13 protein-coding genes are annotated in these 16,306 nt (G+C 59.6%); 4 read left to right on the top strand and 9 right to left on the bottom strand.

Annotation, left to right across the window (positions count from 1 at the left end; genetic code table 11):
• Positions 1–86 precede the first annotated feature (86 nt).
• Positions 87–758 carry an NAD(P)H-binding protein gene (locus tag ONB52_18920; protein ID MDZ7418202.1) on the bottom strand — a complete coding sequence of 224 codons (672 nt, stop codon included), beginning with the start codon at positions 756–758 and terminating at the stop codon, positions 87–89.
• Positions 759–1,053: 295 nt separating this feature from the next.
• Here ONB52_18920 and ONB52_18915 point away from each other — a divergent pair, with 295 nt between their 5' ends.
• Complete coding sequence (locus ONB52_18915) at positions 1,054–2,133, top strand: hypothetical protein (GenBank protein ID MDZ7418201.1); 1,080 nt, start codon at positions 1,054–1,056, stop codon at positions 2,131–2,133.
• A 42-nt stretch (positions 2,134–2,175) separates the two neighbouring features.
• Positions 2,176–2,532, top strand: a complete 357-nt coding sequence (locus tag ONB52_18910; GenBank protein MDZ7418200.1) for a hypothetical protein — start codon at positions 2,176–2,178, stop codon at positions 2,530–2,532.
• Positions 2,533–2,659: 127 nt separating this feature from the next.
• On the opposite strand, the gene ONB52_18905 is transcribed toward ONB52_18910, so the two are convergent.
• The 3 genes from ONB52_18905 to ONB52_18895 all read right to left on the bottom strand — a co-directional run bounded on the left by ONB52_18905 (position 2,660) and on the right by ONB52_18895 (position 6,969).
• Entirely contained in the window at positions 2,660–2,929 is a 270-nt protein-coding gene (locus ONB52_18905) for a hypothetical protein (GenBank protein ID MDZ7418199.1), read from the bottom strand.
• 135 nt (positions 2,930–3,064) lie between these two features.
• A complete protein-coding gene (locus ONB52_18900) occupies positions 3,065–5,827 on the bottom strand; it encodes an AAA family ATPase (protein ID MDZ7418198.1) in 2,763 nt (920 codons plus the stop codon).
• Positions 5,824–6,969, bottom strand: a complete 1,146-nt coding sequence (locus ONB52_18895) for a DNA repair exonuclease (GenBank protein ID MDZ7418197.1) — start codon at positions 6,967–6,969, stop codon at positions 5,824–5,826. Before ONB52_18895 ends, ONB52_18900 begins: the two co-directional genes overlap by 4 nt.
• Before the next feature lie 41 nt (positions 6,970–7,010).
• Here ONB52_18895 and ONB52_18890 point away from each other — a divergent pair, with 41 nt between their 5' ends.
• Positions 7,011–7,421 carry a hypothetical protein gene (locus tag ONB52_18890; protein ID MDZ7418196.1) on the top strand — a complete coding sequence of 137 codons (411 nt, stop codon included), beginning with the start codon at positions 7,011–7,013 and terminating at the stop codon, positions 7,419–7,421.
• Positions 7,422–7,480: 59 nt separating this feature from the next.
• Here ONB52_18890 and ONB52_18885 read toward each other — a convergent pair whose 3' ends face one another.
• The 3 genes from ONB52_18885 to ONB52_18875 form a co-directional block, all read right to left on the bottom strand.
• The gene (locus tag ONB52_18885; GenBank protein MDZ7418195.1) at positions 7,481–10,405 is read right to left on the bottom strand and encodes an ATP-dependent helicase; all 2,925 of its coding nucleotides are present in this window, start codon (positions 10,403–10,405) and stop codon (positions 7,481–7,483) included.
• A gap of 145 nt (positions 10,406–10,550) precedes the next feature.
• A complete protein-coding gene (locus tag ONB52_18880; GenBank protein MDZ7418194.1) occupies positions 10,551–11,384 on the bottom strand; it encodes a peptidoglycan DD-metalloendopeptidase family protein in 834 nt (277 codons plus the stop codon).
• 384 nt (positions 11,385–11,768) lie between these two features.
• Positions 11,769–12,626, bottom strand: a complete 858-nt coding sequence (locus ONB52_18875; GenBank protein MDZ7418193.1) for a sigma-70 family RNA polymerase sigma factor — start codon at positions 12,624–12,626, stop codon at positions 11,769–11,771.
• A gap of 386 nt (positions 12,627–13,012) precedes the next feature.
• Between ONB52_18875 and ONB52_18870 the strand changes: the two genes are divergently transcribed.
• On the top strand, positions 13,013–14,083 hold the full coding sequence (locus tag ONB52_18870) for a hypothetical protein (GenBank protein MDZ7418192.1): 1,071 nt from the start codon (positions 13,013–13,015) through the stop codon (positions 14,081–14,083).
• Here ONB52_18870 and rlmN read toward each other — a convergent pair.
• Positions 14,048–15,115, bottom strand: coding sequence for a 23S rRNA (adenine(2503)-C(2))-methyltransferase RlmN (gene rlmN, locus ONB52_18865; protein ID MDZ7418191.1), 1,068 nt, complete (start codon positions 15,113–15,115; stop codon positions 14,048–14,050). The two genes, ONB52_18870 and rlmN, sit on opposite strands and share 36 nt — an antisense overlap.
• Before the next feature lie 394 nt (positions 15,116–15,509).
• On the bottom strand, positions 15,510–16,292 hold the full coding sequence (gene cdaA / locus ONB52_18860; protein MDZ7418190.1) for a diadenylate cyclase CdaA: 783 nt from the start codon (positions 16,290–16,292) through the stop codon (positions 15,510–15,512).
• Positions 16,293–16,306: the final 14 nt, after the last annotated feature.

The following is a 16,306-nucleotide window of genomic DNA, read 5'->3' as shown; positions in this document are numbered from 1 at the left end:
TTCGCCAGGATTTGGTTCAGGTGCCGGGATTCGCACAGACGGTGCAGCCAGTCATGCCAGCGGTTGGCCACAGTGGACGATCACCATCACAGTGTCATTTTTCGAATCTCCGGCACTTCCATCACACGAATGCCGGTGGGCGGATGTTCGACGGCATGCACCAGCGCCGCGATCATTTGCGTAAGCGTGACCAGCCCCAGCCGGCGCGCCGTGTCGCGCGTGGCGGACCACCGCTCCCCCAGCCAGTAGAATGGTTGCAACAGATGTGGCCAGCGATGGCCGGGGCCAAGAACGTACCAGGGCCGGATGAGGGTCGCGTTCAACCCGCTGCCGCGGATCAGAGCTTCGCACTCCGCGCGCACCCGCACGTAGGCCTGCATCACAGGCGCCGGTTGTGCCACGCTGACGTAGACCAGGTGCGCAATGCCGCTGGTGCACGCGGCAGTCACCGCAGCCTGCACCGAAGCCAAATCAACCGTGCGAAACAGCCGTGCTTTTGCCGGCCCGGGACGAGGAACACCCACAAGATGGACGAACGTGTCTGCCGGCGGCACGCACGCGCCAAACGAGTTTGCCCGGAGGGCATCGCCGACAACCGTCTCACAACCTGCCGGCAGCCTGCCCTGCGCGCCGGGCCGCACCAGTGCCCGCACGGCATGACCGCGTTGCTGCAACTGCGGAACCAAATGACGGCCGAGATAACCGCTGCCCCCGGTGATAAAGAGGCGGCAGTGCAGGCGCGCTGTAGTCAGGGGCACGCGGCTTTCCATGGCAGACGCATGAGATGCGGGTACAAAGTGTTGAACAGCCCGCGGCGGGCTGCGCAGCGACAAGCGGGCTGAAACATAAAGAATCTCCCCGGCATTCTCAAGGGCTTTGTAATGCCTCCGTTGCGTGTGGGGATGGAATGCTGACCGCTTGTCTGCAGGCGGGGAGGCCTGTGCCACCCCACCTGTTACCAGGGGGATTACGGGGCTTTTGTTTTTTGTCTTGCCTTCACAAAAGGAATATGCCTATATTCGCCCGCGATTTTATTGAGCAGGAATCCAACTTATGAATCACTTCGAGGCAGTCAGCCGGCTGCAGGATGATTTCCTTCTGGCCAAACAGGGCAACCGTGCCTCGCTGGATCGCTTGCTGGAGCGGTTGCGGCCGCAAGTCGTGACCACATGCTACCGCCTCATCGGCAATCTGGAGGACGCCGAGGATGCTGCCCAGGAGGCGCTGATCAGCATCGTCGAGGGCGTGGCCGCCAATGGGCCGGAGGAGACCTGGCAGGCGCTGGTTCACCGGTGTGCAGTTACTGCCAGCCTGCAGGCCATTCATGCCGCCATCCAGCAGCCTGCCGGGGAGAACGGCACGACGGATGCCAGTGCACCCGCCCGCGCTGCGGTCGAACCGCTGCTCACCAACAAGACGCCGCTGGCAGAAATCGACTTGATCGAGGCCTCACCGCAGCGCACTGTGGCGACCTACGAAAGTTTGTCTTTGGTGTTTGTGAACGTCCTGCATCTGCTGGCGCCGGAGACGCGCGCCCTCTACCTGCTGACGGACATTCTCGGCGCCAGCGAGGCCCAGGCGGCAAGCGCCCTGCAGCTCAGCACCGAACAAACGCGGGAGCAGCTCACACTCGCACGCCAGACCATTCAGGCGGCGCAAAGCAAGCTGCCGCGCCATCCCCTCCTGCCCAACCATCCCCGGGTGGCGGGAATCATGCGCCGGCTGGCGCGCGCACTGGTGCAAACCAACCCCTTGCAACTCACGGACCTGCTGGATCAACAGGCCGCTCTGGTGATCCCGGCGATCGGCTCCTTTCACGGCCCGGAGGCCATCGCCGTGCAATTCAACCGCCTGTTCGAAGTCGGTCTGGCACCACATGCCACCACGGTCATCGAGGTCAACGGCCAGGCCGGTTTGCTGTGTTATCGCAAACGCCGGGAAAAGAGCGGCCTGCGTTTTTATCCCACCCTGGCTCTCGCGCTGATGATCACTCACACGCTGCCGGCAGGTTGCAAAATCGTTCGCATCGATATGATCACCGATCAAAAAGTCGTGCGCAAATTCGGCAAGCTCGTGCCCTATCGCAAGCCGGCCGCCCCCACCGCAGGTGGCAACGGCACAGCCAGCCCTTGAAACGACGGCGCGCTGGTGTCACGCAAACGCGGGGAGCCTGACATGAGGCAAACCACCAGGAATTACGTGCGCACAGTGGATCTTGGCCATCCGCCACGCCATCCCGACAAAGTCGAAGCAGAGTTGAACCACCTGCTTTCCGAAATCCGCGGCTCAAAGGAATATCGGGCATTGAAAATCGTGCACGGCTATGGCAGCCACGGCCGGGGCGGCGCGACCCGCGAAACCGTGCGGGATTGGGCCTATCGCTTCCAACGTCACTTCCGGGCCGTGATCTATGGCGAGGACTACAGCATCTTTGACGACGACACGCAGGAGATGCGGGAGGAATGCGGACAAATTGATGACCCCGATCTCGGCCAGGCCAATGCCGGCATTACCATTTTGTGGATCAAGTGACTGTCTCATCCTCCGTTTTTGTAATTCGCTTCTGTAAGATTCCCCTGCCAGGGCCGCTCTCCCTCGCCGAGACGCAGCGCAGGCGCCGCCATGCCGGGGAATCAACAAGCCCCTGCAATCATACAGGTTAAGAACAGGATTCCAAACCCCGCCGGGTGGCGCGCCCCTCTGGCGCAACACTGGCATGGCGGTTGCAATTCGAAAAGCCAAAGTGATTCTTGCCGCTGACAGGAGAGTTGGTGCAAGGGAACTTGGCATCCGGCTTAAAACCGTGGCTGTTAACCAAACGTGACATGACTTCCTCCTTACTGCGGAGAGCATGACGCTCGCCGCCCATCACGGTTGACCGGATGCTTTCTTTTTCGGCTTCATCGGAACGCCGTGTGGCGATTGACATAGATCTGGCTCCCCCTCACAGCCAAAAAGGCCTGAATCATCTGATTCGGGCCTTTTTATTTTGTCGGCGGGATGGAAAAGGACTGGCGGGCAGTCGCGGCCGCAGGCTGGCGCTGCACGCTCCGCGACAGAAGATTCAAATCGTGATGATGGCCTCCGCCCCATGACGGGCGCGGAAATAATTCACCACCTGAATATCCTTGGTGAAATAGAAAATCTGGTGGGATTCCGCCAGTTCGGCAAAGATCGCCAGCGCGGCGCGCAAGCGGCTTTCATCGGCGTGCGCCAGCGGATCATCGAGCAGGAGCGGCATGGTTTCACCGCTTTTGGCGAACAATGCAACCACTGCCGCGCGCAGCAGCAAATAGATCTGCTCGCGCGTGCCGAAACTCAACTTCTCGAGATCGACCGGTGCTTCATACTGGTTCGGCAGCACCCGCACCGCAAACGTGGAGGGATCGACCAGCGCGGTCATATATCTGCCCTTGGTCAGCCTTTGCACATGCTGGCTGAGGAACTCATTGAGACGCGGGGCAAAATCGCGATGCAGCCGCTGGGCGGCCTGCGTCAGGGTTTCATGGGCGAGTTCGAGGGCACGGCGGGCGCGTTCGAAACGGGCGACGTCGGCTTCGACCAGCGCGATTTCCTCCTCCAACTCCGCAAGCGGCGGCTGGCCCTGCAGCCGCGCCGCGATGCGCTCCCTGGTGGTTGCCATCAACTGCTGCAAATTGTTCCTTTCAGCCTGGAGACGCTCGCGCTTTTCACGCAGCGCCGTCAAACCCGCTGCTGAAACTTCCACCTCCCTGGCGGCGGCCGGCGGCAGCGTCGCGAGCTGCGCTTCGAGCTGGGCGATTTGCGCGTTGATGGCCTCGACGGTTTCGCCCTCGAGAATTTCCCGGCTGAGCGTGGCGGCCTGTTGTTCCTGCAGCCGCAGCGTCTCGAGATATTCGCGCTTCTGGCAGTTCGCCAGAAAGATTTGAAAAGCCTTTTCCCCCACCGGCTCGTCGATGTGGGCCAGTTGCAACAATTCCTCGAGCAGCCAGCGGGTTTTGGCGAGGTTGGCAGAGCTTTCCGCCTGCTGCTTCAAAAGCTCGTCACGGCGCTGGCGCAGCGCCCTGGCTTCGCTCCACAGACGGTGGCTCTCCTCGAGATTCTTCTCAGCCACCGGCAGGGAGTCCGGGCCGACATAACTGATGCCGAGTGCCGCCATCCAGGGCTGCAAGTCGTCCTCGATTTTTTTGCGTTCGAGTTCCAGCTTGTGATGAACCTGTTTGAAGCCGGCCAGCGCCTGATATTGGGCGCGGCGCTGGGCCAGATCGGCGACGGTTTCGATCCCGAAACGGAGCTGCAGGCTGTGAAACTCGTCACGATTGGCCATGTATTTTTCCTCGACGCTCACCAGGTTGAAATTGAGACTGCGGCTGCGGCTGTTCCATTGCACGTTGACCACGATCACGATGATCAAAATGATCACACTCAGGCCAAACACCAGCATGTTGGAAAAATCGAAACTGGTGCTGCTGGTGGAGACTGCGACATAGAGCATGCAAATGCCCGCCACCAATCCCGCAAAGGCCAGCACCCGGCGCCAATAGGCGACATTGCGATGAAACAGGTCGTGTTCTTTGCGAATTCGCGTGACTTCCTCGTCCGATTGTTGCACCCTGGTTTCCAGCGCCTTGTAGTTTTCCAGATCGCTGTCGCTCATGTTGGCGAGCGCCAGGCGGTCTTCCTCCTTCAATCCGGCGCGCGCCAGCGCCTGATCGGCATCGCTGGCGCGGTTGCCGGCTTCGATGGATTCGTGGTACTTGTCCTGCCAGCGCCGGCAAAGCACGCGAAAATCTTCGAGCGAGTGTTTCTCCCAGAGTTTTTCCAGCGGTTGCATCGCCTTGCTTTTTTCCGCCAGTGCCATCAGGCGCAATTCGACATCGTTGGCTTCGCCGGCGAGATTGGCCAGGTGGCGTTCGAGATAGAGGAATTCATCGCGCAGTTTGAAAAACTCCTCTTTGCGCTCCATGGGAAAATTCTCGAACAGCGCCAGCTCGGCGATTTCGGCGATGAGGCGGGCGCGCTGTTCCTCATTGCGCTGCCAGCGCTGCCGCCGCTGGCGCAGCAATTCCCTCCGGGTGAGCAGAAGCTGGCGATCCAGCACCGCGATTTGCGCATTCAGCTCGTCGAGATCGAGCGTGAGCCGCTCGATCTTCTCATAATCCTCCTGCACCGCACGTTGCATGGCCAGGCGCAGCGCGTGGGTTTCATGGAGATCTTCCAGGCGGGCACGCGCCATGGCGAGCAGCGTCTTTTGCGAGCGATCGCTGCCCAGTTCCCGCATCTTCAGCTCCAGGCGTTCGAGCGCGCGCTCCGCCGAGGTTTCCGTCACCGCGGAGTCGAGCAGCCGCAGAAGGGCATCCGATACGGCGGTGGACTCGCGCGCCTGCAGGTTGCGCAGCGCACCCTGCCCGATGCAGGCCGTGGCCAGAAAAACCTCGCGCGACATGCCGGCCTGCTTCTCCATAAAATCGACACGGCCATGCCGGCCGCGGCTGTAGCGGCTGGTGATGTCTTCGCCGGTGACCGCGTCGAACACCTGCGTGGTGACCTCGTCACCGGAGAAATCGCGCTGCACGATCAGCCGGGTGCCGTCCGCCAGTTGGTAATGCAGACTGCCGGCATAGTCGGTGCCGTTGCGCCAGGGTCGAAAACGGGCATGAGATTCGCGCTCGCGCGCCAGGGCACGCTGGTTGTCGTAAAAACCGTAGAGCAGGGCCACGATCGCCTGCTGCAAGGTCGACTTGCCCGCTTCATTCGGGCCAAAGATGACATTCATCTGCGGTTGAAAGTGAAAATCGCGGCTGCTCAAACAGCCGAATGCTTTGAGATGAAGTTCAATGAGTTTCATCGCAGGGTGATGTCATCATGTTCAAAGGCCTGCATGCCGTAGTCCAGCGCCTCCTGATAAAGGGCACGCTGCTCCGCTTCCTGCGCCTGCTCCAGCGCCGCCAGCATGTCGCGAATAAAGGCTCCGCGCACGGTGGGCTCGCTGGCGAGCGTGCTCAGGTCAATGGCGGGCCGGGTGTCGTTTTCCAGATAGAGGAAGCCGAAACTCTTTTCGACGCGCCGGGTGATCGCCTCAAGTTCCAGACGCAGGGACGCTGCCGCCTCACCGGTCAGACGCAGCCGCACGAGTTTGTCGCGATACTGCCCTTCGCCGGCGAGCACCAGAATCCGTTCGATGAGCTGATCGCGATGGCGGCAGCCGGTCACGCTCAACTCGAGCGTTGCGAAATGCAAGCGCGCCAGCGCGATGAATTCCAGCACCGGCTTTTGCGCCGCTTCCAAATGCACGAGCGTGACACCATGCTCGCCCGGCTCCTGAAAACCCAGCGGCTCCGGGCTGCCGGAGTAAACCGCGAGCACCCCCTCCTCCTGCACGACTTTGCGGGTGTGATAATGGCCGAGCAACGCCAGCGCAAAGCCGGCTCCCCGGATATCGTTGAGCGTCAGCGGCGCATGGCTGCGGCTGCCTTCAAAATTTGCCGGCGCCAGACTGGCATGCAGCAGGAGAATGGGAAGACGCCCGCTGGCCCCCGCCGGCATGACGAAACCGCTCAAAAAATTGTGGCGGTCGCTCGGGCTCAGGTGCGCCGCCGACCACAAGCTGTAAGGCCCCGTCAGGCGCCACTCGCTGAGCGCATGGCTGACGGCGATCCGCACATTTTCCGGCCAGCGCCCACGCTGATAAAGAGAGGCCGCATCCGCGGCATCGTGATTTCCCGGCGCGATGTACACGGGAATCGGCGCCAGGCGCTCGCATTCCTGCGCCAAAAAAGCCGCCGTATCGGGATTGAGCTTCTCGCGTTCGAACAAATCTCCCGCAATCGTCACGGCATTGACCTGGCGCTGCCTGGCGAGATCCACGATGGCACGCAGTGTTGAGCGCAACTGTTCGCGGCACTGGCGGGCGATCTCCGCAGGCAGCCGGCTCCCGGCAAACGCCGCATCGAGATGAAGGTCGGAAAAATGAAGAATGGTAAACGGCACGGGCGGCTCCACCTCAGGCTGGTAAACCTCCGAAAAAAACCGTGCAGCAAGTGCAAAAACCCGGGGAAAGAATAATCAATTTCTTTATGGAAGTAAAGCTTGAAATTGAGAGGCGGGCGATCAGCCACGCAGAGGTTCGACCTCATGGCTGTCAGGGGCCCGGCAGAGGAACCGGGGTCTGGCATCATGTTGAGAAATTCAGCGGAGATTTGTTCACACCGAATTTTGCAACCGGATTGATCCTCCTCGCGAGAAACGCCGCTTTGCGCGCGAGAGCCAACCACCCCCAGGGGCTGGTGCATGAAATTTTGCAGGCCGACGTGTTGAAGGTTGTTTGGTTTTCAGGCCAAATATCGGCAACAACCGGCGGCAATATTGGGGGGACTTTTGCAGGAAGAAGACAGCGATTATCCGGATGCCCGGTGTTTTTTGCAATGCAGGTTTTCTGTTGACGGTGTGACAATACAACCGGCACCAACTTTGTCAGCGATCCTTTGCGGTCCGCGGCCGATCAATTCTTCTCCGCCGCCGGGCAAATATCATTGAGCGCACAAAACGGACACGTGCCGGGGCCGGGCTTGGGGCGATAATTGCGCTGACGAATGCCCGCGGCGGCCTCCTGCACGTGTTCACGAATCGTGCGCAGGTAAAGCTCCTTGCGTGACACTTCGCCGAGCATGCCTGATTCGAGAAAGTACAGGCGCCAGCCGTCAACCGGCCGGCCAAATTGTTCCTCATAAGCCCAGGCATAGAGCCGCAACTGCCGGCTGTCCCTGGCGCGGTCGCGCGCTTCCTCCGCATCTGCCACGGCGGAGGATTTGAAATCGGTGATCACGATGCGGCCATCGGCGAGCTGGTCGATGCGATCCCAGCGCCCGCTGATGATGTTGTTTGCGAAAGTAAACTTGAACGGCGCTTCCACATAGAGCGGCCGCGCCGGGTCAGCCTCCTGCTGCGCGAAGAAACGGCGCACGGTCTCCTCGCCGGCGGCGAAACGCAACCGTTCGTGCTCGCGGCTCAGGTAACCGTGGCTGCGCCATTTCGCACGGTAGAGGGCCAGCAGTTCCTCGACGGTGACGCTTTCACGACGAAACCTGCGACGATTGTAAAACTGCACCACTTCGTGCAGCAGCCTGCCATAGATGATGGCATGATGCTCGGCCACCGGCACCTGCAGGACGTGAATGTATTTGTACTTCAGCGGGCAGGTGAGATAGTCATCGATTTTGCGTTGATCGAGATGCAACACCTGCTCCGGCGGGAGCGGACCGGCCGCCGCTGCCGGCGCGGCCTCGGGCAGGTCAAAGCGTGCCAGTGCTTCAAAGGGCGAGGGTTTGATCACGTCATCATCGGCGTGGGCATCATCCAGCGCCTCGCGCACGAAGCCGCTGACTTTGCGCAGACGCGAGCCGCCATAATCGCGGCTGCTGGTGAGATAAAGCTCGCTCTGTGCGCGGGTCATGCCGACATAAAACAGCCGGCGCTCCTCCTGCAGGTGAAAATCGCCTTCCGGCAAAATGTCCTTGATCACCCCCTCCGGCAATTCGATGGTGGAAGTGCGCGGCCTGGTGGGAAAACGCTCCTCCACCAGGCCCACCATGAACACCACCGGAAACTCCAGCCCCTTGGCTTTGTGCAGCGTCATCACTTGCACGGCGTCGGCATCGAGATCAGCGGGCGCCGTGCCGGGATCGTCGCCGTATTCCCGCAGCAGTTCAAGATGATTGACGAAGAAGGTCAAATCACCCGGGGTGGTGAAATACGCATAGTTCTGCACCGTTTGAAAGAACCTGGTGATGTTGCCGATCTTCTCGTCGGCAGCCACCGTTTCGCTGTGCGCCAGCCGGTGGAGATAGCCGGACTCCTTCAGAAAGGTGTAAAGCAGGGCATAGGCCGGCAGTTGGCGGGACATTTCGAGGTACTTCTCATTGTCGGCAAGCAGCTTCGCAGCGGTGGCCCTGCCTTCCTCCGACAAGGGTTGCTGCCACTCGAATTGTTCGGGAGTCTTGAAAATGTGCAGCAGGGGATGGTGCGTGGCGGCATGCACCTGCAGCGCGGCCTGCAGATCCTGCATGGGCATGGCGTAAATTTCGCTTTGCGCCAAATGGTAGAGATTCTGCGAATCCAGCGGGTTGGCGATGCTTTTGAGAAAGCAAATCAGCAGGCGCACTTCTTCCCGTTGATACAGGCCATAGCTTCCGGAAAAGCGGTGCGGCAACCCGGCCTCCTGCAAGGCGCGCAGGAAGGGGTCCGCGGCATTGTTGGAGCGCACCAGAATGCAAAAATCCTGCGGGCGTGCCACCCCGGACTGCACACGCGCGCGAATGTGCTGTGCCACCGCTGCCGCTTCGTTGCTGACGGTGTCGAAATGCCAGTGCACCACCGGCTGCCCGCCCGGCGCTTTGCCCGTCAGCTTTTTGTTGATCTGCTGCTTGACCTCGAGACGGTTGGGATCATTGTGGCGGATCAGACGGTAAGCGGTGTCGAGAATCGCCTGGGTCGAGCGGTAGTTTTGCGTGAGCACGACATGACGCGCGTGCGGATAGGTTTGGGTGAAATTGAGAATATTGCTGATCGCGGCACCGCGGAATTTGTAGATCGATTGATCGTCATCGGCAACCACAGTGAGATTCTGATGGGCGGCAGCCAGCTCCCGGACCAGTTGAAACTGCGCGTAGTTGGTGTCTTGAAATTCATCAACGAGAATGTAGCGGTAGCGCTCCTGCAGCCGGCGGCGAATGTCGGGATGCTCGCGCAGCAATTTCAGGGCGTAGATGATTTGATCGCCAAAGTCGGCACAGCCCGCCTGCAGCAGCAATTTCTGATAAACCTGATAGCAGCGGGCCAGCTCCTGTTGTTTTTCCGCGGCGCGGCGCGCCGCCGGGTCATCGACGGGTGTTTCGGCCAGCAGTTTTTCGGTGAAGGCGAGGTATTCTTCCGGCGAGACATCTTCATCTTTCAGGCGGCTGAAATGGCGCAGCAATTCCAGCAGGAATTTGGTGGGATTGCCCAGCGGCCGGTAATGATGCAGGGGGAGGTCAAAGAGATGCTCGCGGAGAAACAGGGCTTGTTCGGCGGGGCTGAGCAGCCGGAAATCGGGGTCCAGCCCGAGATCAACGGCGAACTCCCGCACCAGCCTGTCACCGAAGGCATGGAACGTCGAGATGGTGAAGCCGACCTCGCCATAGGGCACCAGTTCATCGACGCGGGATTCCATTTCCGCCGCGGCTTTTTCGGTGAAGGTGAGTGCGAGAATCTGCTCGGGCCGCGCGTGTTGTGCCGCCACCAGGTAGGCAATGCGCCGGGTGATGACGCGGGTCTTGCCCGTGCCTGCGCCGGCAATGATCACCAATGGGCCGTTGAGGTGCTCCACCGCCGCACGCTGTTGCGGGTTGAGGCAATCGAAGATGGCATCGAGTGAGAAATGGTGTGGCATTGCCCTCCGGCTGGGAAGCCTCGCGATGCAGGGCCGGGCCTGCCTTCAGGAGGTGCAGGGTTTGTTCTCTTGCAATCCAGGGGTCCGGGAACAAAAAAAGCGCACTTCCGGCTGCGGAAGGCGCTTGCTCTTCATCCCCACCGTGTCAGTTGAGGAAGAAGTTCTGCGGGTCGACCGGGGTGTCATCCTTGTGCACTTCGAAATGGAGATGAGGGCCGGTGGTGCGGCCGGTGTTGCCCACCAGGCCGATCACGTCCCAACGTTCGATGCGCTGCCCCTCCTTCACCCAGACTTCCGAGAGGTGCCCATAGAGCGTTTTGTAGCCATACCCGTGATCGATAATGACATGCCGGCCATAGCCCTGGCCCAAACTGTAGGTCGACTTGGCGGCGACAACCACACCGGCGGCGGCGGCATAGACTTCGGTTCCGATCTCTGCGGAGATGTCCACGCCATTGTGATGTTTCACGCGCTCGATGAAGGGATCCAGCCGCTTGCCGTATTTGTCGGTGATCCGACCGGCCTCCACGGGACGAATCGAGGGGGTGTGTTTGAGCTGGGCTCTATCGTTCGTGATTTTTTCTTTGACCTCTTTGTTGTTCTCGAAATGCAGCGCGATGCGGCGTTCCAGCTCGGCCAGCATTTGATTGACCCGGCGGGTTTCATTTCTCACGGCATCGGGCAGCAGATTCAAATCGACGTCGACATACGCGCCCGCCGCGCCGCCGGTGCCGGCCTTGCGCAGGTCGGGGTCCAGGCGGGGCAGCTCGGCATAAACGCGCAGGTCATCATCGTTCTGTTCGACCACCTGCATGCGGCTGTCCAACTCGGCGACTTTGGCGCTCATGTGCTGGAGCTGCTTGGTCAAGGCCTGATTGGTGCGGTTGAGTCTGGTGATGCTTTCGTCCTTGTAAAAATCGGTGAACAGTGCAATCGAAGAGCCGACCATCAGCAGCATCACGACGAATGATGAGAACATGATAGATATGATCCTCTTCCATGACAAATTAACCGTTCTGACTTCCGACCCCTGAAGCGAGAATAAGATCAGCTTAATCTTCTTATCGCCCATGATTCCCTTCCTCCGTGATTGGGGACGCTGCAGTGGACTTAAGTTGTCGGTAGCTCGGGGGTGCTGGTCGTGTTGTGGTTAAGAGTGATGCACATACTCCATTCCTCCCCGTACACCACGGGTTTCGCATGCTTCGAGAAACCATCCTAGTCTTGCTTTCTGAAATGTTTGTCCGTGCAACCAATTGAACGAGCCGAATCTCGCCCGTCAACACTCCACTGTCAACGGCAATTTTGCGCGGGAGGCTCTTCAGCCCGGCTGGCCGCGGTTCCTCGTCCTGAGGGCCGGCCATCAACCCAGATAACTGCGGAGCGGTTTGCTGCGTGAGGCGTGCCGGAGGCGTTTGATCGCCTTTTCCTTGATTTGCCGCACTCGCTCACGCGTCAATTTGAAAAGTTCGCCAATTTCTTCCAGGGTCAGCGGATGTTCACGTCCCAGGCCAAAGTAAAGCTTGACAACTTCCGCTTCACGTTCGGTCAGTGTCTCCAGCGCCCGTTCGACTTCAATGCGCAGCGACTCGCTCATGAGATTATTGTCCGGCGAGGGCATCTCCTCGTTTTCCAGCACGTCCAACAACCGGCTCTCCTCATCCTGATTGAAGGGCGCGTCGAGAGAGACATGCTTGCCGGAAATCTTCAAGGTGTCGGAAACTTCATAGGGCGTCATCTCCACCTTGTCGGCAATTTCGTGCGCGGAGGGCTCACGCTCGAACTCCTGTTCCAGGGAGCTCAGCGCCTTGCCGATTTTGTTGAGTGCGCCGACACGGTTGAGCGGGAGACGAACAACGCGGGACTGCTCCGCCAGCGCTTGCAGTATCGACTGCCGGATCCACCAAACCGCGTAGGAGATGAATTTAAAACCTCGCGTCTCATCAAAACGGCTCGCCGCCTTGATCAACCCAAGGTTCCCCTCATTGATCAAATCTCCCAACGAAAGGCCTTGATTTTGATATTGTTTGGCAACACTGACTACGAATCGCAGATTGGCCTTGGTAAGTTTTTCCAAGGCTTCTTCGTCACCCTTCTTAATGCGCTTGGCGAGCTCGATTTCGGCTTCGGGAGATAGTAGGGGAACTTCACTAATTTCCTGGAGGTACTTCTCGAGGGACTGATCCGTTCTGGAACGGTTCGCACCCGTGAGTCTCGCCACACTCCCTCCTTACAGATTGGGTGATGCGTCTCGTACTTGATGCGCAGTTATTTTTTTTACAAGCGCCGCAATCTACAAATTTTCAATTATTTTGTCAACAACTTCGTTGCTCGCGGCCTGTGGCGCGCTTCCCACACGCTGGCGCAGGGAACAGGCGCAATTGCGGCTCAAAAAATTCCGCTTTTTACCTTTCCGCACAGGCCTCGCTTGCTTTTATGTTAATTTCTGCTAGCTTTTTCACTCCCCAACCTGCCGTTGAATGCTGCAGTGGCGAAGCTTGTGTACCCGCATTGACTCTCACGCGGCTGCGGCCGGCTGGGTGGTCGCTCAGCAACGACCTTGCGGGAACATTTCGAGGGATCGCACCCCACATGACAGGATGCCTGTTGCAAAAAAATAATCTTTTCAAAGAACTTCTGTCGCGCGGGCTGGCCGCCGCGACCGTCTTGCTCACTTCCTTTTCTAGCTACCCGCAGGAGAAATGGCCTGCGGAAAGCGAGTCCCTGCTGCAAGCCTCGGTGCAGTACACCATCAATCAGGAATATGACCGGGCACTTGCCGCAATCGATCGCGCCATTGCGTTGGCCCCCCACCATCCCCTCGGCCATCTGTTCCGCGCCGCCACCTTGCAATCGATGATGCTCGATTATGAGGACAACAGTGAAGAGAAGGAATTTTACCGCAGCTTGAAAAAATGCCGGGAACTTGCTGAAAAACACCTCCGGCAGCGGCCCAATGACGCCGCCGCGCATTTCTTTCTCGGCAGCGCCTATGGCTATGAGTCCTTCCATGTCTCCAAGCATCGCCGCTATCTCGAAGCGTTTCACCATGGCCTGAAGACCATCCGCCATCTGGAGGCGGCCATTCGCCTGGATTCCACGCTTTATGATGCCTATCTCGGCATTGGCAGCTACAAGTACTATCGCAGCAAGCTCAGCAAGAAGCTTCCCGTGCCGCTCTTCTCCGACGAACGCGCAGCCGGCATTCACATGATCCGGCAGGCGATTGCCCACGGCCGCTATGCGCGCTATCCGGCGATGAATGGCCTCACCTGGATTCTGCTCGCCGAAGACCGCCCGCAGGAAGCCTATGCCCTGGCAGACTCCGCCTTGCGCCAGTTTCCCAACAGCCGTTTCTTCCTGTGGGGCGCGGCCGAATCCGCCGCACGCCTGGGCCGCCATGCCCAGGCCCTGGCGTTTTATCGGCAAATCATGACCACGCTGCAGCAGGAGCAGAAACTCTCCCCTTATCTCGAGGCCGTGTGTCGCACCAAAATGGCACGGGTCAATTTTCAGGCGGGGCAAACCGAGGCGGGTTGTAAGGAACTGGCAACGGCTTCCGGCTTGCATGTCCCCCATGATGACTGGCACAAGGACATTAAAAAGGAAATTGCGGACCTGCAGCCGCAGTGCATCAAGGCCTCAACCGCTTCCAACGGCCACTCGACCGGGCGCTGATCGAGCCGCCTTGGTCCAAAGCTGGCCGCAGGCGGCGTCTATATCATCCCCCTTACTCCAGCGCAGCGTCACCGGCGCGGTCAGGTCTTGCAACCGGCGATAAAAAGCCTCGATGCGCCCGGCAGGCGGCCGCTGGAAGCTTTCATCCACGGCATTGTAGGGAATCAAGTTGATCTTGCAGGGGATGCCGGCCACCAGTTTCTTCAGACGGTCGGCATCCTGCAGGCTGTCATTCACCCCGGCCAGCAGCACATACTCGAAGGTCACCCGCTGTTTTGCCTGCTGTGCATAATCCCGCGCGGCTGCCAGCAATTCCGCTATCGGATACTTGCGGTTGAGCGGCATCAACCGGTTTCTCACCTCGTCAGTTGTGGCATTGAGGGAGATGGCCAGCCGGAATTTGTGGCCCTCTGCGGTGAACTGCCGAATCCTGGGAATCAAGCCGCTGGTGGAAATTACAATGTGCCGCTGCCCGAGGTTCGGGCCTTCGGGATCGGCCATGAGCTGGCAGGCCTTGATTACGGCTTCATAGTTGTTGAACGGTTCCCCCATTCCCATCAACACCACATTGGTCACCTTTCTGCCACACACTCGTTGCGCCGTCAGCAATTGATTGATGATTTCCCCGGCGCTGAGATTGCGCAACAATCCCATTTTCCCGGTGGCGCAAAATGCGCAATCGATCGGGCATCCGACTTGCGAGGAGAGGCACAGGGTGTGGCGATCACCCTCGCTCATCATGACGCTCTCCACTTCCAGGCCATCCGCCAGGCGGAACAGCAACTTCTCCGCATCCCCCTTGCGGGAGAGCCTGCGTTGCACCACTTCGAGCGGCGCCAGTTCCGCGGTCTCTGCCAATCGTGCGCGCAACGCCAGCGAAAGGTTGGTCATCTCCGCGAAGCTCGTAGCGGAACGGCCATAGATCCATTGAAAGAGCTGGCGGCCACGAAAGGGTTTTTCACCCAGCGCAAGGCAAAAGGCGACCAACTCTTCCCGGCTCATGCCGAGCAGTTTTTGTCGGGTATTGATCATCTCGCAAAAACTGGGTCTCTGTCAGATTAAAAAGCACGGCGCCCCATAACGGCAAGCCGCGCGCAAAACGGACAATGACTTTATCCTCGCGCTTCCCGCCCGTGGGAAGCCTTCCCGGTATCGTTTCCTGCCTGCCGGGCAGCCGCTCCGGCCATTTCGCAACCACAACAAAGCTCGAGTCATGCCAACACCGCGTGCCTGCACCGCGAATGCATGCCGGCATGGACCGTGCTTGGACGCTCCTGCCTTATCCGCCAGGAACAGCGGGCGGCCGGGGATACCGGTCCAGAGTGCTTTGCCCGGCTGCCGTGCAAAGGCGAAAACGTTGCACGTCGGGACTCGCATTCCACCGTGCAGGGAATAGACCGTGGGGGCTTCCGCCTTCCCGCCGACTTCATTTCTTGGGCAGTACATGCAGCGAGGTCAGCAGGATATTTTCCAGCTCTTCCTCGCTCAAATCGGTGAGCAGATGTCCGTCTTTGGCGATGGAAATCTGCCCGGTTTCTTCGGAGGTAACGATCACCAAGGCATCGGATTCCTCCGACAATCCCAGAGCGGCGCGGTGGCGCGTGCCATAGCGCCGGTCGAGCATGTCACTTTGTGACAGCGGTAAAATCGCCTTGGCGGCGATGACTTCTTCGTTTTCGATGATGATGGCGCCGTCATGCAGCGGCGATTTGGGGCTGAAGAAGGCAAGCAGCACCGGCGCGGAAACCGCGGCCTGCAGCTTGATGCCGGTTTCCACCACTGCGCGAATGGCGTGGTTGCGCACAATGACGATGAGCGAACCGTGCCGCATGCGCGACAATTCCTGCACAGCGCGCACGATTTCATCGACCAGTTGCGAGCCGGTAACTTTGACGAAAAAGCGAATCAGCGGACTTTGACCGAGATGCACCAGCATGCGGCGCAGCTCCGGCTGAAACAGAATGACGAAAGCAATCAGCCAGATGGTCTCCAGCCGGCTGAAGATCCAGCTCAAACCGCTCATGCCCAAAATCTGCGCCAGCAGCGAGACGGTGAGGATGAGCAGCAGGCCCACCGCCATCTGCGCCGCCCGTGAACCCCGAATGAACAGATACAGGCGATACATCACGAAGCTGATCGCCAGGATGTCGAGCACATCCAGGAGCGTCACCCTCAGGAACGCGATATGGAAGAGTTCGAGGTCGGGCATAGACAGCCAGGTGA

This window comes from candidate division KSB1 bacterium (genome assembly GCA_034506255.1).
GTDB lineage: Bacteria > Zhuqueibacterota > Zhuqueibacteria > Zhuqueibacterales > Zhuqueibacteraceae > Coneutiohabitans > Coneutiohabitans thermophilus.
Note: the sequence above shows the minus strand (reverse complement) of the source record. Positions and strands in the feature narration are given on the sequence as shown.